General features: G+C 61.2%; 26 protein-coding genes and 3 tRNA genes. 28 read left to right on the top strand and 1 reads right to left on the bottom strand.

Annotation, left to right across the window (positions count from 1 at the left end; all coding sequences use genetic code 11):
• The first annotated feature begins 351 nt into the window (after positions 1-351).
• The 25 genes from rsgA (at position 352) to proC (ending at position 20,623) form a co-directional block, all read left to right on the top strand.
• Positions 352-1,305, top strand: coding sequence for a ribosome small subunit-dependent GTPase A (gene rsgA, locus ACRX4W_RS03705; protein ID WP_199411568.1), 954 nt, complete (start codon positions 352-354; stop codon positions 1,303-1,305).
• Positions 1,306-1,558: 253 nt separating this feature from the next.
• The gene (cpaB, locus tag ACRX4W_RS03700) at positions 1,559-2,218 is read left to right on the top strand and encodes a Flp pilus assembly protein CpaB (RefSeq protein ID WP_233503148.1); all 660 of its coding nucleotides are present in this window, start codon (positions 1,559-1,561) and stop codon (positions 2,216-2,218) included.
• Positions 2,218-3,867 (top strand): nucleotide-binding protein, encoded by a 1,650-nt coding sequence (locus ACRX4W_RS03695; protein ID WP_432299224.1) that lies wholly within the window; start codon positions 2,218-2,220, stop codon positions 3,865-3,867. Before cpaB ends, ACRX4W_RS03695 begins: the two co-directional genes overlap by 1 nt.
• Positions 3,864-5,192: a TadA family conjugal transfer-associated ATPase gene (locus ACRX4W_RS03690; protein ID WP_432299222.1), complete on the top strand. Its 1,329-nt coding sequence runs from the start codon at positions 3,864-3,866 to the stop codon at positions 5,190-5,192. The genes ACRX4W_RS03695 and ACRX4W_RS03690 overlap by 4 nt, the downstream gene beginning before the upstream one ends.
• Positions 5,165-6,091: a type II secretion system F family protein gene (locus tag ACRX4W_RS03685; protein ID WP_432299220.1), complete on the top strand. Its 927-nt coding sequence runs from the start codon at positions 5,165-5,167 to the stop codon at positions 6,089-6,091. The genes ACRX4W_RS03690 and ACRX4W_RS03685 overlap by 28 nt, the downstream gene beginning before the upstream one ends.
• Positions 6,088-6,729: a type II secretion system F family protein gene (locus ACRX4W_RS03680; protein ID WP_055250542.1), complete on the top strand. Its 642-nt coding sequence runs from the start codon at positions 6,088-6,090 to the stop codon at positions 6,727-6,729. Before ACRX4W_RS03685 ends, ACRX4W_RS03680 begins: the two co-directional genes overlap by 4 nt.
• A 10-nt stretch (positions 6,730-6,739) precedes the next feature.
• On the top strand, positions 6,740-6,973 hold the full coding sequence (locus tag ACRX4W_RS03675; protein ID WP_089572694.1) for a hypothetical protein: 234 nt from the start codon (positions 6,740-6,742) through the stop codon (positions 6,971-6,973).
• Positions 6,937-7,500 carry a hypothetical protein gene (locus ACRX4W_RS03670; protein WP_128620524.1) on the top strand — a complete coding sequence of 188 codons (564 nt, stop codon included), beginning with the start codon at positions 6,937-6,939 and terminating at the stop codon, positions 7,498-7,500. The genes ACRX4W_RS03675 and ACRX4W_RS03670 overlap by 37 nt, the downstream gene beginning before the upstream one ends.
• Before the next feature lies 1 nt (position 7,501).
• Positions 7,502-7,720 (top strand): hypothetical protein, encoded by a 219-nt coding sequence (locus ACRX4W_RS03665; protein ID WP_117563704.1) that lies wholly within the window; start codon positions 7,502-7,504, stop codon positions 7,718-7,720.
• Positions 7,656-8,192, top strand: coding sequence for a TadE/TadG family type IV pilus assembly protein (locus ACRX4W_RS03660; protein WP_117563703.1), 537 nt, complete (start codon positions 7,656-7,658; stop codon positions 8,190-8,192). The genes ACRX4W_RS03665 and ACRX4W_RS03660 overlap by 65 nt, the downstream gene beginning before the upstream one ends.
• Before the next feature lie 76 nt (positions 8,193-8,268).
• On the top strand, positions 8,269-10,329 hold the full coding sequence (locus ACRX4W_RS03655) for a hypothetical protein (protein ID WP_117862864.1): 2,061 nt from the start codon (positions 8,269-8,271) through the stop codon (positions 10,327-10,329).
• On the top strand, positions 10,329-10,805 hold the full coding sequence (locus ACRX4W_RS03650; protein WP_117563701.1) for a TadE/TadG family type IV pilus assembly protein: 477 nt from the start codon (positions 10,329-10,331) through the stop codon (positions 10,803-10,805). The genes ACRX4W_RS03655 and ACRX4W_RS03650 overlap by 1 nt, the downstream gene beginning before the upstream one ends.
• Positions 10,802-11,161 (top strand): DUF192 domain-containing protein, encoded by a 360-nt coding sequence (locus ACRX4W_RS03645; protein ID WP_226790440.1) that lies wholly within the window; start codon positions 10,802-10,804, stop codon positions 11,159-11,161. The genes ACRX4W_RS03650 and ACRX4W_RS03645 overlap by 4 nt, the downstream gene beginning before the upstream one ends.
• Positions 11,162-11,219: 58 nt before the next feature.
• Positions 11,220-11,510: a hypothetical protein gene (locus ACRX4W_RS03640; RefSeq protein WP_117583813.1), complete on the top strand. Its 291-nt coding sequence runs from the start codon at positions 11,220-11,222 to the stop codon at positions 11,508-11,510.
• Entirely contained in the window at positions 11,485-11,769 is a 285-nt protein-coding gene (locus ACRX4W_RS03635) for an ATP-binding protein (RefSeq protein ID WP_035137167.1), read from the top strand. The genes ACRX4W_RS03640 and ACRX4W_RS03635 overlap by 26 nt, the downstream gene beginning before the upstream one ends.
• A gap of 123 nt (positions 11,770-11,892) precedes the next feature.
• Positions 11,893-11,965: transfer RNA gene (locus tag ACRX4W_RS03630), tRNA-Phe, on the top strand.
• A 483-nt stretch (positions 11,966-12,448) separates the two neighbouring features.
• Complete coding sequence (locus ACRX4W_RS03625) at positions 12,449-13,510, top strand: glycoside hydrolase family 5 protein (protein ID WP_055309641.1); 1,062 nt, start codon at positions 12,449-12,451, stop codon at positions 13,508-13,510.
• A gap of 6 nt (positions 13,511-13,516) precedes the next feature.
• Complete coding sequence (gene rsmI / locus ACRX4W_RS03620; protein WP_117736225.1) at positions 13,517-14,395, top strand: 16S rRNA (cytidine(1402)-2'-O)-methyltransferase; 879 nt, start codon at positions 13,517-13,519, stop codon at positions 14,393-14,395.
• A 69-nt stretch (positions 14,396-14,464) separates the two neighbouring features.
• Positions 14,465-16,066 (top strand): methionine--tRNA ligase, encoded by a 1,602-nt coding sequence (gene metG, locus ACRX4W_RS03615; RefSeq protein ID WP_117757553.1) that lies wholly within the window; start codon positions 14,465-14,467, stop codon positions 16,064-16,066.
• Positions 16,067-16,176: 110 nt separating this feature from the next.
• A complete protein-coding gene (gene rsmA / locus ACRX4W_RS03610) occupies positions 16,177-17,037 on the top strand; it encodes a 16S rRNA (adenine(1518)-N(6)/adenine(1519)-N(6))-dimethyltransferase RsmA (protein ID WP_117757554.1) in 861 nt (286 codons plus the stop codon).
• Positions 17,027-17,944: a TatD family hydrolase gene (locus ACRX4W_RS03605; RefSeq protein WP_432299215.1), complete on the top strand. Its 918-nt coding sequence runs from the start codon at positions 17,027-17,029 to the stop codon at positions 17,942-17,944. The genes rsmA and ACRX4W_RS03605 overlap by 11 nt, the downstream gene beginning before the upstream one ends.
• Positions 17,945-17,987: 43 nt before the next feature.
• Positions 17,988-18,074: transfer RNA gene (locus tag ACRX4W_RS03600), tRNA-Leu, on the top strand.
• Positions 18,075-18,362: 288 nt separating this feature from the next.
• Entirely contained in the window at positions 18,363-19,301 is a 939-nt protein-coding gene (locus tag ACRX4W_RS03595; protein WP_055250521.1) for an SPFH domain-containing protein, read from the top strand.
• Between the two features lie 6 nt (positions 19,302-19,307).
• Positions 19,308-19,778 carry a 23S rRNA (pseudouridine(1915)-N(3))-methyltransferase RlmH gene (gene rlmH / locus ACRX4W_RS03590; protein ID WP_117655498.1) on the top strand — a complete coding sequence of 157 codons (471 nt, stop codon included), beginning with the start codon at positions 19,308-19,310 and terminating at the stop codon, positions 19,776-19,778.
• A gap of 74 nt (positions 19,779-19,852) precedes the next feature.
• On the top strand, positions 19,853-20,623 hold the full coding sequence (gene proC, locus ACRX4W_RS03585) for a pyrroline-5-carboxylate reductase (RefSeq protein WP_117655499.1): 771 nt from the start codon (positions 19,853-19,855) through the stop codon (positions 20,621-20,623).
• A 157-nt stretch (positions 20,624-20,780) separates the two neighbouring features.
• Here the strand turns inward: proC and ACRX4W_RS03580 are convergent, their stop codons facing one another.
• Positions 20,781-20,954 carry a DUF6724 family protein gene (locus ACRX4W_RS03580; protein WP_168170424.1) on the bottom strand — a complete coding sequence of 58 codons (174 nt, stop codon included), beginning with the start codon at positions 20,952-20,954 and terminating at the stop codon, positions 20,781-20,783.
• A gap of 111 nt (positions 20,955-21,065) precedes the next feature.
• On the opposite strand from ACRX4W_RS03580, the gene serS reads away from it, so the two are divergent.
• From serS to ACRX4W_RS03565, 3 genes are all read left to right on the top strand, one after another.
• Entirely contained in the window at positions 21,066-22,349 is a 1,284-nt protein-coding gene (gene serS, locus ACRX4W_RS03575) for a serine--tRNA ligase (protein ID WP_117637377.1), read from the top strand.
• A 173-nt stretch (positions 22,350-22,522) separates the two neighbouring features.
• Positions 22,523-22,900, top strand: coding sequence for a hypothetical protein (locus tag ACRX4W_RS03570; RefSeq protein ID WP_432299212.1), 378 nt, complete (start codon positions 22,523-22,525; stop codon positions 22,898-22,900).
• A 77-nt stretch (positions 22,901-22,977) separates the two neighbouring features.
• A tRNA-Arg gene (locus ACRX4W_RS03565) sits at positions 22,978-23,054 on the top strand.
• The last annotated feature ends 249 nt before the right edge of the window (positions 23,055-23,303 follow it).

The raw sequence follows: 23,303 nt of genomic DNA, 5'->3' as shown, positions 1-23,303 counted from the left end.
CGCCTTTAGACGCGTGCCGGAAATCCAAGGGTTATACCCTAAGAGCAAACCACCCCTTTTAGGGGTGGTTTTGATTTAAAATACCTGCTCAGTTGTGTGGTTTTGTGCTGGGAGGCATCTGTGGGCAAGGCTAAGGCTAAAGCGAAGAAAAAGACGACGGGGGCGCGGGCTAAGCGCGATCGTCGTCGGAAGCTCGCGACCGAACCCCCTGCATCTGCTGAGGAGTTGCTGGCGAGTGTACCGGGGCTTGACGCGCTGCAGGATGTTCCGGCGTTTGATGACCTGCCGGTCGATGAAGCTCAGCAGGCTGCCTTTGATGATTTCTGCGCACATGCCGAGGAGCCCGAGCAGATGCAACTTGGCGCCGTGGTGCGCTTGGATCGTGGGTTTCCGCTGGTGGCGACTGCCGACGATACCTTCCGCGCCGAGCATGCCGTGGGATTTGCCAAGTCGCGCGGTGGGGACGAGGTCCTGCTGCCTGCCGTGGGCGATCGTGTGGCGGTGCGCCGCGCTCCCGGGCACGATATGGGCGTGATTGAATGCGTGCTGCCGCGCCGTACGAGCTTTGAGCGTTGGCGCGGCCGTGCCCGCGGAGAGCGCCAGGTGCTCTGCTCCAACGTGGATAGCGTGCTAATCGTGCAGGCGCTCGGTGCCGGTGAGGTGCTGCTCGACCGCGTGGCGCGCTCGCTGGTGTTGGCGCTCGACTGCGATGCCGAGCCGGTGGTGGTACTCACCAAAGCTGATCGCTGCGATGCCGAGGAGCTCGAGCGCGATCTGGACCGCGCGCGCCGCCTGGTGGGTCCGGACGTGCGTGTGATCGTGACGTCCTCTGCCGAGGGCCGCGGCCTGGACGAGGTCCGTGCCTGCGTGCCCGCCGGGAGCTGCGCCATGATTCTGGGCGAGTCGGGTGCCGGCAAGTCGACGCTGCTCAATGCGCTGCTGGGCCACGATACGTTGGCGACCGGCGGTGTGCGCGAACGCGACGATCAGGGCCGTCACACTACCGTCGCGCGCGTGATGGTGGCACTGCCGGGCGACGCCGGCGTGATCGCCGATGCCCCGGGCCTGCGCAGCCTGCCGCTCGTGGGTCACGAGCGGGGTCTGGCGCGCGCTTTCCCCGAGATTGTCGAGGCATCGCGCGCGTGCCGGTTTGGCGATTGCACGCATACCCATGAGCCGGGCTGCGCCGTTCGCGAGGCCGAGGACGCCGGGCAGATCGATAGCCTGCGTCTGGAAACGTTCCAAAACCTGGCGTCATCCATGCGCGTGAGCGCTCAAATGCTCGATCCCGATGTCCATCTGTAATTGATTTTTCCTATGACAGCCGTCTCCCAACTGTTCGGGAGACGGCTTTTTTTGCTGCGGAAAAGCTTCGAAACATACAGTTTGCTGACGTGCTGACCAAAACCTTGCCACGAGCTTGACGGGCTGGTCAGCTTTTGGTCAGCGATTGGTTTGACATCGAAAACCAAGATTGCGATTGCGCCGCTTTGCACTCTGACCGCTCAGACAATGGTGGTACGGGCATTCGCCCGGCACTGCCATGAGAGGAGCGGCCGTGAACAAGAGCAAGCGCATCGCCATCAGTCTGGTCGCGGGCGTGCTCGCTGCTCTGCTCTGCATGGTTTACGGCTCGTCGATCCGCTCGCAAGCCGAACAGGTCCAGGCTGAGACCTTGGCCAAGTACGGTGGCGATCGCGTCGAGGTTTGCGTCGCGGCGCGCGATATCGATGTGGGCGAGACCCTCGATGAGACCAATGTCATAACCCAGGAATGGCTGACGAGCCTGCTGCCGCGTGACGCAGCGACCGAGCTGCGCCAGGTGCGCGGCGACGTGACGACTTCGCGTATTCCCAAAAACGCCGTGATCTGCAATGTCTACACCAAGGCCGAGAGCCGCAAGCTCGAGGTGCCTAAGGGCAAGGTTGCCGTTTCGGTGGCGGTCGATGCCGAGCACTCGGTCGGCGGTGCCACGGGCGTGGGCAGCTACGTGGACGTGTACGTGCAAAAGGACGGCGTGACCGATCGGCTGTGCGGCGCGCACGTGATCGATACCAGTGAGGATTCCGGTGCCACGCGCGAGGGCAAGATCGAATGGGTGACGCTGGCGGCTGACCCCGAAGACGTCAAGGAACTGCTGGGAGCCTCGGGCAAGGGAACGGTCAGCTTGACGATTCCCGCCACGGCGCGCGGCAAAAAGAGCGGAGGCGACGAGTGATGAAGGCGATCTGGCTTGCGTGCTGCGCGTGCGGCGATTACGGGCTGTTGCAGCGGGAAGTCGAGGGCCGTGATGTGGGTGCACAGGTGCTTCGCGTGGGTGACCTGGACGGGCTGGTTTCCATGGCGCGGGCGTTTCCGTCGCGCCGCGGGGCTGCCATCATCGCGGCGTCTCTGTTTGATACCGAAGATGTGCGCAAGACTGTTGCGCGCCTGACGGCCGAAGGCCGCGTGAGTCGCGTGGTCGTGTTGATAGAAGCGCTCGATCCGTCGGATATCGAGGGGCTGTTTCGCGCGGGGGCGACCGAGGTCATCGCTGCACACAGTATATGCGGCAACGGGCGCGCGGGCGAGGGAGCGGTTGATTCCGATCGGAGCATGACGATTGAGCCCGATGCTTTTGTTGATAGGGAACCCGGGGCGCCTCGCGCTACAAGAGGCCCGCGTGTTGATGATTATGGAAAAGCGGAAGCCGAGCATGGTCGGCGCCCCCGGAACCCCCTTGTATACGATGACGCTGGAGGGCCGGCGCAGCATGCTGGCGATTCCCCGGCTGTAGATATGGGATACGTGCACGGCGTGAATCTGGCGGATGAACTCGATGAAGTTGAGGGCTTTGCCGGGTGCGGCGAGTTGTCGCTGATGCAGCATGAGCAGATTGCGCAGAACGAGCCTGCCTCGCAGACCGAACAAGCAGCCATGCCGGCTTGGACGCAGCACGTGGTTGCGGCGGGGGAGACGGGGACGCTGTCACCGATGCCCGCCCCGCCGCCTCCGATGCCGCCGGCAGACGCTGCCGCTTCGCCGCATCGAGCTCCGGTCATCTGCGCCATTTCGGGTTCGGGCGGTTGCGGCAAGTCGACGATCGTTGCCACCATGGCACACACATCGTCGCTGTTGGGCTTGCGTGCCGCCGTGCTCGACCTGGACCTGATGTTTGGAAACCTTTACGACTTGTTAGGCGTCGATGCTCCGCGCGATATGGCGGCACTTATCGAGCCGTCGGCGGCGGGCACGCTCACCGAGCCGGATATCGTAGCCACATCGATGCGCGTGGCACCGGGCGTTACGCTCTGGGGTCCCGTCGCAGCGCCCGAGCAAGCCGAGCTCATGGCGCGTCCGGTGGAGCTACTGCTTGATGTTCTGCGTCGCGAATCCGACGTGGTCTTTATCGATACCTCGGTCTTTTGGGGCGACGCCGTGGCGGCTGCGGTGGCGGCGAGCGACCGTTGCCTGGTCGTTGGCGATGCGGCGGTGTCGTCCGCGGCATCGGCATCGCGCGTCATTGAACTGGCAGGTCGAGTAGGTGTGCCGCGCACGCGCATGAGCGCCGTGTTCAACCGGTTCGGTGCGCGCGGGGCAGACGAGGACGTCGCCATGCGCTTTGAGATTGCCTGTGCGTTAAGCTCCAAGATTCGTATCGCCGATGGCGGGCAGGATCTCGCCGCGCTCATGGCGTTTGGGCGCGCTGACGAGGCAGTGGGGCAGACCAGCGCTTTTGCGACTAGCGTGCGCGAGGCCACGCGCGAGATGCTCGTGGAACTGGGGTGCGCCGTCGGCCCTTGGAGCGATATGGTCGCCGACCGTGCAACGCGCACCGAACGCCCGCGTATCCGCCTTCCCTGGTCGCGCGAGGGTGATCAGCGATGAGCCTGCAAACGAGGATTAAGGCTGCCGGCGCTGCGGCGGCGGCAGCGCCTGTAGATGCGGGGCGTCGCCGCGCCGTGAAACGACGCACCAAGCGCGCCGTGATGGACCGCATGGGTTACGACGAAGTGGCGCGTATCAGCGCCTATATCGACCCGGCACTTGCCCGCTCGGAATTGCGTCCTGCGGTGGAGGCGGCGCTCAATGTTGAGGAGCCGACCGATCTCGCGACGCCCGAGCGCGAGACCATCATCGACGAGATTTTGGATGACGTGGTGGGCTTGGGGCCGTTGCAGCCGCTCATCGAGGACGACACCGTTACCGAGATCATGATCAACGGCTGCCGCTCGACTTTCTTTGAACGCGGCGGCGTCTTGTACCCCATCGAGCATGCGTTTGAGGATGATGAGCAGATCCGTGTGCTTATCGACCGCATTATCTCGCCACTTGGTCGCCGTATCGACGAGCGCAGCCCCATCGTCAACGCCCGCCTCAAAACGGGCTATCGCGTCAACGCGGTGATTCCGCCTGTGGCGATTGACGGACCGATTCTCACCATCCGAAAGTTCTCGGACCGTATCTGCTCGCTGGACGAGCTTGTGGGGCTGGGGTCGCTGCCGCTTTGGTATGCGCAGCTGCTGTCGTGTGCGGTGTCGCTGCGACAGGACCTGGCGGTTGCGGGAGGCACGGGATCTGGTAAGACCACCCTGCTCAACGCGTTGTCATGTGAGATTTCCACCGGCGAGCGCATCGTGACGATCGAGGACTCTGCTGAGCTCAAGTTTGCACATCATCCGCACGTGGTGCGCCTAGAGGCGCGCGAGGCTTCAATTGAGGGCGAGGGCGCGGTGACGATCCGCGACCTGGTAACTAATGCCCTGCGCATGCGCCCCGACCGCATCGTGGTGGGCGAGGTGCGCGGTGCCGAGTGCTGCGACATGTTGCAGGCCATGAACACGGGCCACGACGGGTCGCTCACCACACTTCATGCGGGTTCAGAACAGGAGACCGTGGTGCGTCTGACGTTGCTTGCACGTTATGGCATCGATCTGCCGAGCGAGCTCATCGAGGAGCAGATTGCCATGGCGCTCGACGGCATCGTGATGTCCGAGCGTCACGCCGATGGCAGGCGTTTCGTCTCCTCGTATTCGGGGGTGCGACGCGCCGCATCGGGCGGCGTAGAGCTCGAGCGCTATGTGACGTTCGATGCCGCCGAGCGCACCTGGACGCTTGACCGCGAGCCGCCGTTTATCGCAGAAGGCCTGCGGTCGGGGACGCTCACACAAGAGGAGGTGGACGAATGGAGATCACTGTGCCCCTCGTCGTAGGGGGCTTGGCAGGGCTTTCTGTCGCGACGGCGTGCGGGGCGGAACCTCGTGTGCCGCAGGTACCGCCGGCGGAGCTGGCACGTCAGGCGCTCGAGACGGTGGCAGAGAAGCTGCCGCGTGAGCTGGTGGAAAACGATCTGCTGAAAAAGATCGCCCGTTCGTGGGCATCGCTGGCTCCGGCGCATCGCCTTGGCCTCGTGATCGAAGATGCTTCGGGACGTTTGGCGTTTCTGCTGCTATCGAGCGGTCTCTGCTGCGTTTTACTAACGATGGTGTCGTTATCGCCCCTCGGATTTGCCTTGGGACTTGTTGCTCCGTTTGCCGTTGGTGCCGCTCGGGATGGCTTTGAGAGCCGGCGCGAGCAACACGATGCAGAAGAGGCAATGCCCGAGGCGTTTACCGCACTTTCCATGTCGCTTGCCTCGGGACATTCGCTGGCCCAGGGCATGCGCTTTGTGGGCGCTCATGCGCAAGAGCCAGTGCATACCGAGTTTTTGCGGGTGGCGGCGGCGATCGATTGCGGCATCTCGGCGACCGACGCGCTCGATGACTTGCTCGTGCGTATCGACGCCCCCGGTCTTTCGCTTGTGACCTTGGCGCTTAAGGTGTCTCAGCGCACCGGCGCTCCGCTTGCCGACTTACTGTCCGAGGCGTCGAGCATGGTGGGGGAGCGCATTGAGCTCAAGCGCCGCCTGGATGTTAAGACGTCGCAGGCTCGCATGTCTGCGCATATGGTCGCGGCGATGCCGGCGGGCATGTGCGCGGTGTTGGCGCTGCTTTCGGCAGATTTTCGTCGCGGTCTTGCGACGCCTGCCGGCGCGGGCGCTGTGGTGCTGGGTCTTGCCCTCAACGCCGTTGCCCTGGTGGTTATCCGGCGCATTATGCGGGTGGAGCTATGAGCGCCCCGGTTGCAGTTGCGGCTTGCCTGTGCGCCCTGAGTGTATTTGTCGCGACGGGTTTGGATCGGGCGGATGCACGCAAGATCGCAGGGGCCTGCAAGCGCGAGGCGGTGCTGGTCGCTGCCGCGGGTCGCTCGGTGGTCGATGCTCTGACCGCGCGAGTGAAGGGCGCGGTTGGAGCGGGCGGCCCGGCGCGAGTGTCGCTCGGCGAAGTGTCCGAGATGATCGATGTTGTGCGCTTGGGTCTTTCGGCCGGTCTTTCGTTTGATGCGGCGCTTGAGATTTTCTGCGCCAACCGCCGGTCAGTGCTGGCTCTTCGCCTTGAGCGCGCCTGCATGGCGTGGCAGGTGGGCGTGGGCACGCGTGAGGACGAGTTGTTGGCCGCCGCGCGCGACCTGGACGTGCGAGCGCTCGAGACCTTTGCCATCACGGTGGGGCAGGCGCTCGCCCTGGGTGCCCCACTTGCCGAGACGCTGGCCGCTCAAAGTCGCGAGATCCGTGCGGCTCATCGCGCCGCGGTCGAGCGCGAGATCGAGCGTGCACCCGTCAAGCTGCTGATTCCCACCGGCACGCTCATCTTGCCGGCGTTGCTTCTGTCCATATTGGGCCCGCTGCTGGGAGCAGGCGGGATGATGTAGGGAGGAATACATGAACACGATGACTGACGCTGCTGGCAAGGTCCAGGGCTGGGCGTTTTGCCGGGCGGCACATGTTCGTCAGCGCGCCAAGGAACTATTGCAGGAGGAGAGTGCACAGGGTACCACCGAGTATGCCATCTTGGTCGGCGTGCTCGTGGTGATCGCGATTATCGCCATCGTCGCATTTAAGGGCAAGGTCCAAGATCTATGGAACGCTATCAGCGAGGGCATCAACAGCCTGTAGAGGGCGAGCGCCCCATCGGGGTGCTGCTGGTGTTTGCTTGCCTGACCGTGGCGATAGCGGCGGTGCTTTGGGGGCTTAACGCCGCGCGGCAGCAGCGTCCTGGGACCGCCTCCGATTTGGGCTCAGATTCGGCGGTGGCGTCTCAAAAAGATGAGATGCGAGATGCGGACGATTCGGATGTCGCTGTCACGGCGCAAACCTTTCTGCGGACGCTCGACAAGCGGTCTGGCACTGCGACGGATTCGCCTGAGGGCAACGCGATTGCGGTCAGGCTTGCATGGTCCGAGGACCGACCGATGACCGAAGCGGCGGCGGATATGCTGCGTGCCTATCGCGAGGTACCCACGGCGCAACTTGCTCTGAGCGGCTATCTCGACATCAAGGGAAACGTGTGGGGCGCCATCGTGCGCGACGAACGCGGCTGGGTCGATATGGTGACAATTGCCGCGGATGCTGGCGATGCTTCGTGTCGTCTGCGCGCCGTGCGCCTGAGCCCGCAGGCAACGGACTCAAAGGAGGGATCGTGAAATGCATGATGTCCTGCGTGAGGAATCTGCCCAGGCGACGGTCGAATACGCCATCGTCACGGTGGCGCTGTTATCGATCGTGCTGGCGATCGCGGGACTTTGGCGTGCCGGCACCGATGGGCGCTTGGCGGCGCTGGTTGAGCGGGCGGCATCCCATGGCGTTGCCTCGACGTCGGTTATCGACGCCGCTGCGGCCGCTAAGGACATCGCGTTGTATTGATGCCGCGCGCGAGGACCGGGCGCAGTCTACGGTCGAGGCCGCTTTTTTGCTGCCGACGTTTCTGACACTCATCCTTCTCGCGCTGCAACCGGTGTGCCTGCTCTATACGCGCGCGGTCATGGAGTCTGCCGCCGCCGAGACCGCGCGGCTCATGACCACGACGACGGCGGAGGACGACGATCTTAAGGAGTTCACCCGCCGCCGACTTGCCGCAGTGCCCAACGTTTCGATCTTTCATGCCGGCGGGCCGTTGTCGTGGGATATCGAGCTTGGCCGGGCCGGTGCGGGTGGCGTCTCGTCCGTGTCCGTTTCCGGCGAGGTCAAGCCGTTGCCTGTGATCGGTGCGTTTGCGCAGGCTATGGGTGGTACCGCCGAGGGCGGCTACGTTGAGCTCAAGGTCGATGTCTCGTATCAATCGCGTCCCGAATGGCTGGAGGGAGATTATGATTCGTGGATTGCTGCATGGGATTAGGCGCTGCCTGTTGCGGGTGACGCAAGGGTTTGCGGCCCGCCGTCGACCAGGCGCTCTCCGCAAACGAGGCGGCTTTATGGGTCGAGCCGGTGTCGATCTGTTTATCGAAGACGGCGCCTATACCACGCTTTCTTCTGCCGTGGTCATCCTAGTGGTGCTCACATTGTTGTTTTCGTCGACCGCGGCGATATGGAGCATGTCGCGTGCCGGGGATACTCAGGTGGCGGCTGATAGTGGCGCGCTGGCGGGTGCCAACGTAGTGTCGTCCTATCACACGGCTGCCACGGTGGTTGATGCGAGCATCTTGAGTCTGGGGCTGGCGGGGTTTGCCACGATCGGGACGGGCCTGGTCGCCATCCTCATCCCGGGTGCCGAGCCGGTTGCCGGCAATATGGTCGACACCGGGATTGAGATCATTAAAACGCGCAACAAGTTTGCCAAAAGCGCATCGGAAGGCTTACAGAAAATCGAGACGGCTCTGCCGTATCTGATCGCCGCGCGTGCCACGCAGGCGGTGTCGGCGCAGGATACCGATAGTGTGACCTATACCGGTACGGCGCTTGCCGTGCCCAGGACATCCGAGTCTGACTTCGCTGCGCTCGAGGGGTCCGAGATCTCGACCGATGCCATTAAAGACACATCAGATGATTTAGAGTGTGCGGCCGAGGAGCTGCGGAAGGCTTCTGAGGACACGGCGAAGGCTAAAGAGCGTGCTTGGCTGGCGGATTGTGGTGGGTCTGACAAGGGCTCGGTCGGCAGCTGTTCTTGCATGTGGGAGCGTGCGAAAAGCCTAACGGATCTCTCCGGTGTTCAAAATCCGCATTACTCATCGAGCGTTACGTGGGAGCCCCAAGTTGCCCTTGATCGCGCGAAGGACTACTACCATTGGCGTCTGACAAATGAGAAGCCCCACGGCTCGAGTGTCGAGATGAAGGCAGAGTCTGCGGCGCGTAAGGCGTTTTATACCTATGCGAGCGCGGAGGTCGATCGGGCGCATATAACCGAGAACGGAGACAGGGTTTCCTCCTATATTCCGCTGCTGCCGCGCAACTCTGATGAGGTTCGGGCGACGGAACTCTATACCGATGCGGTGTGGCCGACTAGCGTGAACGATGACAAGGCGTATCTGCATTACGGGACGACCTGCCCTAACTATAAGAAAGGGACGCCGAGCGGATTTGCTTCGGTTGCCGATTACGATGGACAGGATAAATGCAGCAAATGCCATTTTGGCGTTTTGTCGCTTGGTGCTGTTGCGGCGCCTTCAACCTCTATCGAAAACGGCTTCGAATATCACTTCGACGAGTTCAAAAAGGCCTTGGAGGAATACGTCAAATGTCGGAACAAAGAGCTTGAGCTCATGCGTCAGACCGAGGATGAGGCCGACCGTGCGAGCAATGCGTTTGACCAGGCCATTAAAGCGCTTTCGGGCGAGCGTCCGCGTATCGCTCCGCCCGGTCGCAACGGCGTGGTTGCCTTTGCGGTTTCGGGTGCCATCTCGAGCCCCGATGAGCTCAACTCTTCGTTTAACACGGCAGTCAGGCTTGGCGATCGCGGTGCCATCTCTGCCGCGGTGCTGGCGCCCGATGAGGCGACGGCGCAAAACAACGTGCTTTCGCGATTTTTCTCGACATTGAAGGAACGCTCGGGTGGCGTTGCCGGCGTACTCGATGGCGTCATGGATGTCTGGGGACGGCTGCTTGTGGGATACGGAGACATCCAAGGTTCGGCCGACGAACTTATGGACGAGATGATTAAAGGCCTAGGAGGGGGCAGCGGCGCGTTGGGCTCCATCGCATCGTGGCTCGGCGATACCGTTTCGGCGTCCGTGGCGGCGCTGGGTTTGGAACCGTGCGACTTGCGCCTGCGAAAGCCGGTGCTGACTGATTCCGCCAACGTCATTAAGAGCCCGGGGTCTGACATTGCTGGTCTCTCTCAAGCGCAAGACAAACTGCGAAGTATTCCGTTGGGCGTGACCGATCCCAAGGCGCTTTGCGAGGCGTTGGAATATCAAGTCGAACGCACCATCAGCGGTACGGTGTTCACGCTTGCGGAGATTCCTCTGCCCGGCGGCGGCTCCATCCCGCTCACCGTCGATGTCGCCACGCTGGTTGGCGCTCTGGGCGGTGGGTCGTAATGAGTATCCGCATGCGTCTGCGCGAGGAGCGCGCCCAAGCGACGGTGGAGATAGCAGTGGTTACGCCCGTTTTGCTGGTGCTGGCACTCATCGTATACAACGTCATGATCTATGCCAGCGCTGTCGCGCGCTTCGACCGCGTGGTGCCCGACATCGTGTTGGCGCACGCCGTGGCGCCGAGCGGGGAGGGCGACGAAAGCTCTGTCGATGCCTCGGCGACGGTCCGGACTCAAATTCTGAATGCCATGGAAGGCTATGACTTGCAGATCGAAGTGTCGAGCGAGCAAGGCGCGGAGGCATCGGATGGTGGCCTGCTCTCCCTATCCGGTACGTTTAGGACCTACACCTGCACCATGCACTATGAGCCGTGGCCGACTTCTCTCAGCATCGCTGGCGTTCCGCTGGGGGCGCCGACAACGTTGTCGCACGAACGCGCGGTGACGGTCGATCCATGGCGTCCGGGGGTGGTCATGTGACCGCGGTCTCGTCCTACATCGCCTACGCGCGGGCACTCAATAGGCTGGGCTGGACGCCGGCCGAGTTTGCGGTGGCGGAGTCGTTTGCCGTGCGCCTGCGCGGCATGCTGGGACGGTGTCCGGTTGCCGCCAACGGTCTGCCGCTCGTCATGGCATTTCCACGCTGCTCTTCGGTCCATACGTGTTTTATGGCCTATCCCATCGATATCGCCTTTATCGATGCACGTGGCTATGTCCTCGTATGCTACGAAAACGTACGTCCCTGGCGTATGTGCTCCTGCCCCGGCGCCTGGGCCGTACTAGAGCGTCCTTCAATCATTGTTTCGACCCCTGCTCTCCAACGCGTGCCGGCTTAAGAATTGGCGACAGCGGACTTTCGTCATACGAAATTTGGTAAGATGGAGGAGAAGATGCATGGATGTTGAGATCCATCCCAACGCTAAAAAGCACCTGACGGAAAAGCAGGTGCTTAGCGCTTGGCTTGCGGTTACTGAGTGCATTCGTCGCGAGCCGAAGGACGAGCCGCCGAGATGGCTTGCGATTGGATGGCTCCCAGACGGACGAAGCGTGGAGCTTGTCGCGGTCGAGCTTGTCCGTGGGGGCTTATCATTCATGCCTTGTCTCCAGTCCAGAAGAAATTTTGGCAGGAGATTGAACGGGCTCGGCAAAGGGGTCGATGATGGGCAAGACGTATACGGCCGCTAATGGTCAGGTTGTAACGGATGAAATGATTGACGCGTGGTGCGAGTCGTACGAGCGCGGAGAGTTTCCGGATGGCGAACACACCGTTGGTGGGATCGTGCATGGACGGCCCCCACTCTCAGGTGAGGGGACGGCAACGCTGTCGGTCAAGATTCCTCTGGGAATGAAGGAGGCCATTCGTCGACGGGCGGCTGCCGAGGGGATGACGCCAAGTGAGTTTGCCCGTGCGGCTCTGAGCGAAAAACTTCTTGCTGCCGGCTGATGCCTCTGACGTGCCGATTTAAAGAACCGAGGCTGTGCTCAAAAACTTTTTTGAAATTCTCGGTTGACCGGAACGCGTCCTTGGTTATACTAATCAAGCCTTGAAACAAGGCACACCTCAAATGGCTGGGTAGCTCAGTTGGTAGAGCAGAGGACTGAAAATCCTCGTGTCAGGGGTTCGATTCCCTTCCCCGCCACCTTGAATTGACTAGGACCTCTGCAAAGGGGTCCTTTTCTTTTATGTAGCCCTCGCACGGAATCGAACCCCGTGAGGGCGCGGAGCTGAGTAAACGCGTAAGCGTTTGCCAGCGCAGCTCGCAAGGCGCGTAAGCGCCGCAGCGGTCCGTCCGCGCAGCGCGCGGACGCGATTCCCTTCCCCGCCACCTTGAATTGACTAGGACCTCTGCAAAGGGGTCCTTTTCTTTTATGTAGGGTTCTGCGGAAACTGCGTCCCAGAATAAGGGCTCAGAACGGGACACACTTTCCGGTGCCTGCCTCCGGCGCGCGTACACACCTCGTCGCACCATTCCGAGTCCGTCTGCTCCCAGACATTCCTCCCACTTTCGCGTCACTTTGCAGACCGTTCGGTCGCCTGTCCGCACACGCGGGTATACTCAAAACGATACTTATCCTACGCAATACGATGCGGGTTCGACCTGCATGATCCGAAGGGGGCAGTGATGGAGAGGATACTCGGCGTTAATCTCTCTGGCTGGTTTATTCCCGAGCCTTGGGTGACCCCGTCGCTGTACGCGGCGACCGGTGCATCCAACGCGGCTGAGCTACAGGAGGCCATGGGTACCGCCGCCTATAACGAGCGCATGCGCCGCCATTACGAGACGTTTGTGAGCGAGGACGATTTTCGCCGCATGGCGCAGATCGGTCTCAATGCCGTGCGTCTGCCGGTGCCCTGGTATGCCTTTGGCTCACAGGAGTCCGATGCCTCCTACATATCGGTTGTCGATTACATCGACCGCGCAATTGAGTGGGCTGCCAAGTACGACATCCGCGTGCTGCTCGATCTGGCAACCGTGCCCGGTGGCCAGGGCGATTCCAACGATTCGCCCACCACGCCGGAGGCTGTTGCCGAGTGGCATTCGTCCACCAACGGCCGTCATGTCGCACTCGACGTGCTCGAGCGCTTGGCCGATCGCTATGGCGAGGCCGAGAGCCTGCTGGGCATTGAGCTGCTGGACACGCCGCAGATGAGCGTTCGCAAGAGCCTCTTCACCATGACGGATGGCATTCCTGCTCACTACCTGCGCAATTTCTATCGCGATGCCTACGAGCTCGTCCGTTCGTATATGCCCGAGGATAAGATCGTCGTCTTCTCGTCGTCGGGGCATCCCAGCGAGTGGAAGCATTTTATGCGCGGCGCCAAGTACAAGAACGTCTACATGGACCTTCACCTGTACCATTACCGCGACGAGTATGCGCTTGACATCACGAGCCCTCGCGGGCTGACGACGGCGATTTCGCGTAACAAGCGCGAGCTTAAAGAAGCGATTTCGACTGGGTTCCCCGTGCTGGTGGGCGAATGGTCGGGCGCGGCGATCTTTGCCAACTCGTCGGTTACGCCCGAGGGCCGCAATGCCTACGAGCGCGTGTTTATCGCCAACCAGCTGGCTTCGTTTGCGCCGGCTGCCGGTTGGTTCTTCCAAACGTGGAAGACCGAGAAGCGCATTGCAGCATGGGACGCCCGCGCGGCGCTCGGTACGCTCGAGCGCGGCATGATTGAATAGGTTGATATGACGCAAAACAGCGCCCATACGGGCAAACTCTATGTGGTCGGCACGCCCATCGGCAACCTGGGTGACCTGTCCCCGCGCGTTGGCGAGGCCTTTGCCGCTGCCGATGTCATCTGCTGCGAAGACACGCGTGTGACGTCAAAGCTGCTGATGCACCTGGGCATTTCCAAGCCGCTTGTCCGTTGCGACGAGAATGTGATCGCTAGCCGCGCTGCCGGCCTGGTCGACCGTCTGCTGGCGGGGGAGACCCTCGCCTTTGCCTCGGACGCCGGCATGCCGAGCGTGTCCGATCCCGGCCAGGCGCTGATCGAGGCGGCGCGTGAGGCCGATGTGCCCGTCGAAGTTATTCCTGGGCCCTCTGCTTGCGTCACGGCGCTTGTTTCGTCCGGCATTCCCTGCGAGCATTTTTTCTTCGAGGGCTTTTTGGGCCGAAAGCACGGCGACCGTGTGCGCCGTTTGCAGCGCCTTGCCGTGGTGCCCGGCGCACTCATCTTCTACGAGTCTCCACATCGCATCGTGGCGACGCTCGAGGCCGTGGCGGAGGTCTTTCCCCAGCGTGAGGTTGCCGTCTGCCGCGAGCTCACCAAGCTGCACGAGGAGGTCTTGCGCGGGCCCGCTGACCAGCTTGCCGAGGAGCTGCGTGCTCGCGGCGAGGTAAGGGGCGAGATTGCGCTGGTCATCGCGCCGCCGAGCGAGGATGAGGAGGCCGGTATCGTGCCGGTTGGCGCCGCGGCAGCGGATCCCGACGAGGCCCTGCGCGAGGATATCCGCGCCGCGCTCGAGGAGGGGGAGCCCGCGTCTGCGGTGGCCAAGCGCCTGTCTCAGAAGTATTCGCGCCGCAAGCGCGATGTCTATGCCATAGTGCTCGATATGCAATAGATGGAGGATATCCAGCCCTTGCGCTAGAATCATCCTCTGTATGCAACGTTTTTCTGGAGGACAAACCCCATGGATCAAAGCAAGCCTTCGTTCTTTATCACGACGCCCATCTACTACGTCAACGCCGATCCGCACCTGGGCACGGCTTATTCCACCATCATCGCCGACGTTCAGGCTCGCTATCGCCGTTCCGCCGGCTATAACGTCAAGTTCCTGACCGGCATGGACGAGCACGGCGAGAAGGTCGCCGAGGCCGCAGCCAAGCATGGCATGACGCCGCAGGAGTGGACCGACAGCCAGGCTCCGCACTTCAAGGAGCTTTGGAGCAAGCTCGAGATCTCCAACGACGACTTCATCCGCACCACCGAGCCGCGCCAGCATCATGCCGTGCAGTACCTGTGGGAGCGCATGAAGGAGTCCGGCTATCTGTATAAGGGCAGCTACGACGGTTGGTATTGCGTGCCTGACGAGACCTACTTCACCGATACGCAGGTCCAGAAGGGCGACGAGGAGTACGGCAGCGTTGGCCAGCACCTGTGCCCCGACTGCCACCGTCCGCTTGAGCGCGTGCAGGAGGAGTCCTACTTCTTTAAGCTTTCCGCCTTCCAGGACAAGCTTCTCAAGCTCTATGACGAGCACCCCGACTTTGTCGAGCCTGCGTTCCGTATGAACGAGGTACGCAGCTTTGTCGAGGGCGGCCTTAACGACCTTTCCGTGAGCCGTACGAGCTTTGACTGGGGCATTCAGGTCCCGTTTGACGAGGGTCACGTGACCTACGTGTGGTTCGATGCGTTGCTCAACTATATGACGGCCGTCGGCTACGGTGTCGACACCGACGAGGCCCGTGCCGAGCTGGCCTATCGCTGGCCCGCGCAGTTCCACATCGTGGGTAAGGACATCATCCGCTTCCACTGCGTCATTTGGCCCGCGATGCTCATGGCCATCGGCGAGGCCCTGCCCGAGCACGTCTTTGCCCACGGCTTCCTGACCGTGCGCAATGCCGAGACCGGTAAGGCCGAGAAGATGTCCAAGAGCCGCGGCAACGCCATCGCTCCGCAGGATGTTATCGACATGCTGGGCGTCGAGGGCTACCGCTATTACTTTATGACCGACGTGGTCCCCGGCACCGACGGCGCCATCAGCTTCGATCGTATGGAGCAGGTCTACAACGCCGATCTGGCCAACAGCTGGGGCAACCTCATTTCGCGCTCGCTCAACATGAGCGCAAAGTACTTTGACGGCTGCGCCCCGGCTAAACCGGCGTCTGCCGACGCGTTCGATAACCCGCTGGCAAAGATCGCCGATGGTCTGGTCGAGCGCTACATGGCCAAGATGGACGTGCTCGATTACGGCGGAGCCAAGGACGAGGTCATGGAGCTCATCCACGCCGCCAACCACTACATTGAGGACTCCGAGCCTTGGGCACTTGCCAAGGACGAGGCCAAGGCTGACGAGCTGGCGTTTGTGATCTACAACCTGCTCGAGGCCATCCGCATTGCCGCTCACCTGCTGATGCCGCTCATGCCTCAGACCTCTGCTGAGGCCCTGCGCCGCCTGTCCTGTGAGGGCGAGGCCGCGAGCGACGACCTCAAGGGCATTTGCACTTGGGGCCTGCTTGCCGGCGGTCAGCCCGTCGAGAAGGGCGATCCGCTGTTCCCGCGTCTGGCGTAGAGACCGCGCGAGCGCCATATCGGCAATTTGCTGTTTAGCTGTAAGGGCATGGCCGCCACGGTCCATGCCCTTTTATTTCAAGACGCCGCCATCATGCTAAGGAGGCAACCATGACAACTTCGCCTTTGGCAAACCCCACGGCCACCAGGGAGCTGCTGGAGGAGTTTGGCCTTGCGACCAAGCATCGCCTGGGCCAGAACTTTCTAATCGACAATCATGTGATCGAACGTATCTGCGAGCTTACCGAGCTTGCAGGTGACGAGCGCGTACTCGAGGTGGGTCCAGGTTGCGGTACGTTGACACTTGCGTTGCTGCAGGAAGCGGCGTGCGTTACGTCCATTGAGGCCGATCCCGAGCTTGAGCCGGTGCTCGATGCCCACGCCGCCGACTATGCCAACTTCCGCTTTATCATGGGCGACGCGCTCAAGGTGACGCCGGAGCAGATTGAGCAGGCTGCGGGCGGTGAGCCGACGGTATTTGTCGCGAACTTGCCCTATAACGTGGCGGCGACGATCATTTTGCAATTTTTCCAGACGATGCCGGCGCTAAAGCGCGCCGTCGTCATGGTGCAAAAGGAGGTTGCCGATCGCATTGCCGCAGTGCCGGGCAACAAGACCTATGGCGGCTATACGGCAAAGCTTGGCCTGTATGCGCAGGTAACGGGTCGCTTTGAGGTGCCGCCGCGTTGCTTTATGCCGGCGCCACACGTGGACTCGGCCGTCGTGCGTATCGACCGTGTTGACGGTGTGGTGCCCGAAGGACTCGATCGCGAATTTGTGGCCCGCGTGATTGACGCTGCATTTGCTCAGCGTCGCAAGACCATCCGCAATTCCATGAGCGCCAACGGCTTTGCCAAGGACGTGCTCGATGCCGCCTTTGAGGCTTGCGGTATCGCACCCACCACGCGCGCCGAGACGCTCGGCGTCGCCGACTTTGTGTGTCTGGCTCGGGAGCTTTCCCATGACGCTTAATGCCGAACGCGTGACGTTTACCAAGAAAAAGAAGACGGTTGCTTGTCCCGTGCCCTTGGCACCGCTTGCCGACACACATGCGCATCTGCTTTCGTTCTGGGGCAAGGATGTGCCCGAGACACTCGTGCGTGCCAAGGCGGCAGGCATCGACCTGTTGGTGACGGTCTTCGACCCCATCGCCGACAAGCGCAGCGTGACGGACTATAGCGACTGGCTCGTGCGCGAAATTCTGCCGATGCAGGATATCCCGCAGATCAAGTATCTTGCCGGCGTGCATCCGTATGGCGCGCCGGACTATACCGACGACATTCACGCGCAGGTTGTTGCTGCGCTTGATGACCCTTTGTGCGCCGGTATTGGCGAAATCGGTCTGGACTACCACATGGGCTATGACGACGATATCGCGCCGGCACCCCATAACGTGCAGATTGACTGCATGGCGCGCCAGCTCGAGCTTGCCGTGCGTCGTAACGTGCCGGTGGAGCTGCATCTGCGTCACGAGGACATGGACCAGGAGCGTACCTCGCACGTGGACGCCTACAACGTGCTTCGTGGGGTGGGCGTGCCCCAGACCGGTTGTGTGCTGCACTGTTTTGGCGAGGACCGCGCCACGATGGAGCGCTTTGTGGAGCTGGGCTGCTATATCGCCTATGGTGGTGCGGCCACCTTTAAGCGCAACGACGACGTGCGCGAGGCATTTGCGGCAACCCCACTCGATCGAATTTTGTTCGAGACGGATTGCCCGTATATGGCTCCGGAGCCCATCCGCGGTCTTGAATGCGAGCCCGCAATGATCTCCATTACGGCAAACGCGCTGGTTAACGACCGTATCGATCGCACTGGTGAGGACGCCGAAACAATCGCGCATGCCGCTTGGGAAAATGCCTGCAAACTTTTTCAAAAATAGTTCTTGCGTTCGCGGTGGCGCTCCGTTATTCTAATTCCTGCACGCGGGCGTGGCGGAATTGGCAGACGCGTACGGTTCAGGTCCGTATGGGGGCAACCCCATGAAGGTTCAAGTCCTTTCGCCCGCACCATTAAATGAAAGAGCTCCCAGCAATGGGAGCTTTTTTGTTATGTGCCCATCGCGGGGACTTGAACCTGCGAAGGAGCGAGCGTCAAGAAAACGCGGAGCGTTTTTAGCGAGCTGGCAAGGACGCCGGCAGGCGGCCGATGCCGGTGCGGATCCGCGAAGCGGATACGCGGACGTCCTTTCGCCCGCACCATTAAATGAAAGAGCTCCCAGCAATGGGGGCTTTTTTGTTATGCACGATCTCCTTGGACGGGTATCCTAATGGCAACGTGTGCCTATCAGAGGAGAGACCATGCTGTTTTCCGGTATCATCGCTGCCCTTACGAGCCTTTTGATTCCCATCATCATCCTGCTGCTGTTGCTTCCCAACGCCTGCTACGTCGTTGAGCAGCAGCACGCTGTGATCATCGAGCGCTTGGGTAAGTTCAATCGTATCGTCAACGCGGGCTTCCACGTGAAGGTGCCCGTGATCGACCGCAAGGCCGCCACGGTGAGCCTGCGCACCATGAAAAACGGTTTTGGCATCGACGTTAAGACCCAGGACAACGTGACCATCGGTCTTGAGGTCTCCGCTCAGTACCACGTGAGCTATGACATGGGCGCCGGCCCGGCAGATTCGGGCATCTACAAGAGCTACTATATGCTGCAGGAGCCCGTCGACCAGATGCGCGACTTCATCACCGACGCCCTGCGCTCCTCCATCCCCGTCTACACACTCGATGAGGTCTTTGCCAAGAAGGATGACATCGCCAAGGATGTCAACGCTACCGTTTCCGAGCAGATGGCCGCCTACGGCTTCACCCTCGTGTCGACGCTCATCACCAAAATCGCACTGCCGACCGAGGTTGAGAACTCCATGAACGACATCAACGCTGCCCAGCGCAAGCGCGCTGCCGCGCAGGAGCTCGCCGAGGCCGACCGCATCAAGCGCGTCACCGAGGCGACCGCCGAGGCCGAGGCTATGGAAAAGGCGGGTGAGGGCATCGCCAACCAGCGCAAGGCCATCGCGCTGGGTATCAAAGATTCGCTCGAGATCATCCAGGAGACGGGTGTCGGCAATGACGAGGCCAACCAACTGTTCATGTTTACGCAGTGGTCCGAGATGATGACGGAGTTCGCTCGCACGGGTAAAACCTCGACGGTCGTGCTGCCGAGCGACTTTTCGCAGTCGGCCTCGATGTTCGAGCAGATGCTGGCCGCCGGCAAAGTTCAAAACGATTCGAAGGAGTAGACGCGCGTGAAATACACCGTCGTTTGCGTCGGTAAGCTCAAGGAGCGCTTTTGGAAGGACGCGTGCGCTGAGTACACCAAGCGCCTAGGTGCCTATGCCAAGGTGGATATCCGCGAGGTGGCCGATATCGACCCGGCTAAGGCGGGCGGCGTGGATGCCGCGCGCGACAAGGAGGGGGCGGCGATTCTTGCCGCCTTGCCATCTCGAGCGCATGTGATCCTGCTGGCTATCGAGGGCAAGGAGCGCTCGAGCGAGGAGTTTTCGGCGAGGCTCGACGATCTTATGCTGCGAGGCAGCAGCGACATTGCCTTTGTAATCGGCGGTTCGGACGGCGTGAGTGATGAGGTGCGCGCCCGCGCCGACGAGATGCTCAGCTTTGGACGCATTACCTTGCCGCATAACCTGGCGCGTGTGGTGCTGCTAGAGCAGATTTACCGTGCCTGCAAGATCAGTCGTGGCGAGCCGTATCACAAGTAGGTCGGCAATACGAAACAATAGCGTGGGACAATGACTTTCGTTTTTGAGGAACGCATCTGAGAGGACTGTGTGATATGAAGATCGGATTTGTCGGTTTTGGCAATATGGCGAGTGCTATGGCCGATGGCTGGATTGCCGCCGGCGTGGCCGCGGGCGACATGTGCGCCTGCGCAGGCCGCTACGATGCTTTGGTCGAGCGTTGCGAGGTGCGCGGCATGGTCGCCTGCCACGATGCCGCCGAGGTTGTCGCCGCATCCGATATCGTGGTCGCTGCGGTCAAACCGTACATGATCGAGAAGGTATTCGCCCCGCTCAAGGATGCTCTTGCCAAAAAGGTCGTTCTGTCGGTTGCCTGGACCTGGGACAGTGCCAAGTGGGAGCAGGTCCTGCCGGGCGTCGCGCATATCTCGACGGTGCCCAACACGCCGGTTTCGGTGGGCGAGGGCGTCATCGCCTGCGAGAAGGCTTCGACGCTTAACGACGAGCAGCGTGCTGTGGTGCTCGACCTGCTCGGTAAGCTTGGCGCTGTCGTCGAGCTCGACACAAGCCTGCTGTTTGTGGGCGGCACGGTGGGTGGTTGCGCTCCGGCGTTTGTCGCCATGGCAATCGAGGCCCTGGGCGATGCGGCGGTCAAGCACGGTATCCCGCGTGCGGATGCTTATCGCATTGTGAGCCAGATGGTGCTGGGTACGGCAAAGCTGCAGCTTGCAACTGGCCAGCATCCTGCGGCGATGAAGGATGCCGTATGCTCGCCCGGCGGTGCCACCATCAAGGGCGTCGTTGCACTCGAGGACGCCGGCATGCGCAGCGCCCTGGTCAAGGCAATCGACGCAACCCTCCAGTAAAACCGACCAAAAAAGGGACAGTTTATTTTGGCAGGTTTTTCCTGCGGTTTTGTCCTTTTAGCGAAAAGTGCCCCGCAACTGGCTCAATTCCAGTTGCGGGGCACTTGCGTTTGCCCAGATAAAACCGACCAAAATAAACCTGTCCCTTTTTGGCAGGTTAGTCCCAGAAGCTGTCTTCTTCGTCCTCGGACTTGGGGCCGCGGTCGACATACATCTTATGGGTGCGCTTCTCCATTACAAAGGCAATAATCGCAAACAGCAGGATGCCGCCGGCGAAAAGGATGGCAAAACCGGTGCGGGTGCCAAACAAAAAGGAAAAAACTGCGTCCATTGGGTGCCTTCTTGCGTAGTTGAGTTGGGTCGTAAACGCTCATAAGTATATACTTGCCCATACATGTACAAGGTTGCAACCTAAATGGAATGTATATCGCCGGAGGATCTAATGCTTGATATCAAGTTTGTTCGCGAGAACCCCGATGCCATCGATGTCGCCATGGCTAACCGCCAGACGTCTTGGGATCGCGAGAAGTTCTTTGAGCTCGACGACGAGCGTCGTGCCGTCATCACTGAGGTTGAGGAACTTCAAGCCACGCGCAATGCCGAGTCCAAGAAGATCGGCGCCCTGATGAAGGAGGGCAAGAAGGACGAGGCCGAGGCCGCCAAAGAGGCCGTGCGCGCCGTCAACGAGAAGATTGACGGTCTGGCCGAGCGCCGCACCGCCCTCGAGCAGGAGCAGTACGACTTCATGGCTCACCTGCCCAACATTCCTTGCGAGGCCACGCCGTACGGCAAGGACGAGGACGAGAACATCGAGCGCCGTCGTTGGGGCACCCCGCGCGAGTTCGACTTCGACTTTAAGCCGCACTGGGATCTGGGCACCGATCTGGACATCCTCGACTTCGAGCGTGGCAACAAGCTCTCCGGCAGCCGCTTCACCGTTCTCGGTGGCGCCGGCGCCCGCCTGGAGCGCGCCCTTATCAACTTCTTCCTGGACACGCACACGAGTCGTGGCTTTAAGGAGTGGTGGCCGCCCATCGTCGTCAAGCGTCAGACCATGTTCGGTACGGGTCAGCTGCCCAAGTTCGAGGACGACGCCTATCACGTCTCGGGCGACAACTTCCTGATCCCCACCGCCGAGGTCGTGCTCACCAACCTGCACGCCGGTGAGGTCCTCGACGCCGATACCCTGCCGCGCCGCTACACCGCCTTCACCCCCTGCTTCCGCGAGGAGGCCGGCTCCGCTGGTCGCGATACCCGCGGCATCATTCGCCAGCACGAGTTCGACAAGGTCGAGATGGTCAAGTTTGCCAAGCCGGAGGAGTCCGACGAGGAGCTCGAGAGCATGACCGCCGAGGCCGAGTTCCTGCTGCAGCAGCTTGGTCTTCCGTATCGCGTGATTAGCCTGTGCACCGGCGACCTGGGCTTCTCCGCCCGTCAGACCTACGACGTCGAGGTCTGGCTGCCGAGCTACAACGCCTACAAGGAGATCAGCTCCTGCTCCAACTGCGGTGACTTCCAGGCCCGTCGCGCCAACATCAAGTATCGCGACCCCGAGAACTTCAAGGGTTCGCGCTACCTGCACACCCTTAACGGTTCCGGCCTGCCGGCCGGCCGCACCATGGCCGCTATTCTGGAGAACTACCAGAACGCCGACGGCACCATCACGATCCCCGAGGTTCTGCGTCCTTACATGGGCGGTCTCGAGAAGATCGAGCCGGTCGCGTAACTTGGCTGCATAGGGGATATGCAAGGGCGCTCCTTCGGGGGCGCCCTATTTTGTGCGTAGGTCCATACCATGCCGTGCGGACAGCTCAATAGAAAACACACGAACATTTGTTCTGTATACAGCCATCTACCTGCTATGCTTTTGCTAAATAAGAGCGAGAGAAAGGGGACGCGATGGAGTTGTTTGATGATCGGGTGGTTTTGTTTGAGAGCGACGAGGGCGGGGAGTACCTGCTTGTAACGTGTGAGCCGTCTGGCATGGGCGGCCTGGTGGTTCGGCAGACGAGTGAGGGTCCGTTGACACAATGGTGCTTTGAGGAGTCGCCGCATGTGGTCGAGACCTTTGTGACGCACGAGGGACTTGTGGCGCTGGAGCACTTCTATGGAGTTGGGACTTCCAACCAGGCCGCGCGCATGCTGAGCATCTCGTTTGCCGATTATGATTGTGCCCAGCGGGTGAGATCGCTCCTGAGGGAACTTGATGCTAAGTTTGACGTGATCGAAAAGCCAATCGATCGTACGGGGAACGTCGGTATATGCGGAGCAGCATGACAAAACTGCGTTCCACAAAAAAGTTTGAGATTGTGCTTGACTCCAATAAGCTAAAGTGGTTTTATATGTCTTGCGCTGCGGCGTTACCTCAGCTGGATAGAGGGTCTGACTACGAATCAGAACGTCATAGGTTCGAATCCTATACGCCGCACCAATCGAACTTAAAGCCTCCGGTAACGGGGGCTTTTCTTTTTCGGAAACCATGCATGGATTCGAACCTCGGTCGAGGCGCGAGCGTCAAGAAAACGCGGAGCGTTTTTAGCGAGCGGGCGAGGACGCCGGCAGGCGGGCGAAGCCGGTGCGGATCCGCGCAGCGGATGCGCGGAATCCTATACGCCGCACCAATCGAACTTAAAGCCTCCGGTAACGGGGGCTTTTCTTTTTCGGAAACCATGCATGGATT

Source organism: Collinsella aerofaciens (genome assembly GCF_964283865.1).
GTDB lineage: Bacteria > Actinomycetota > Coriobacteriia > Coriobacteriales > Coriobacteriaceae > Collinsella.
Note: the sequence above shows the minus strand (reverse complement) of the source record. Positions and strands in the feature narration are given on the sequence as shown.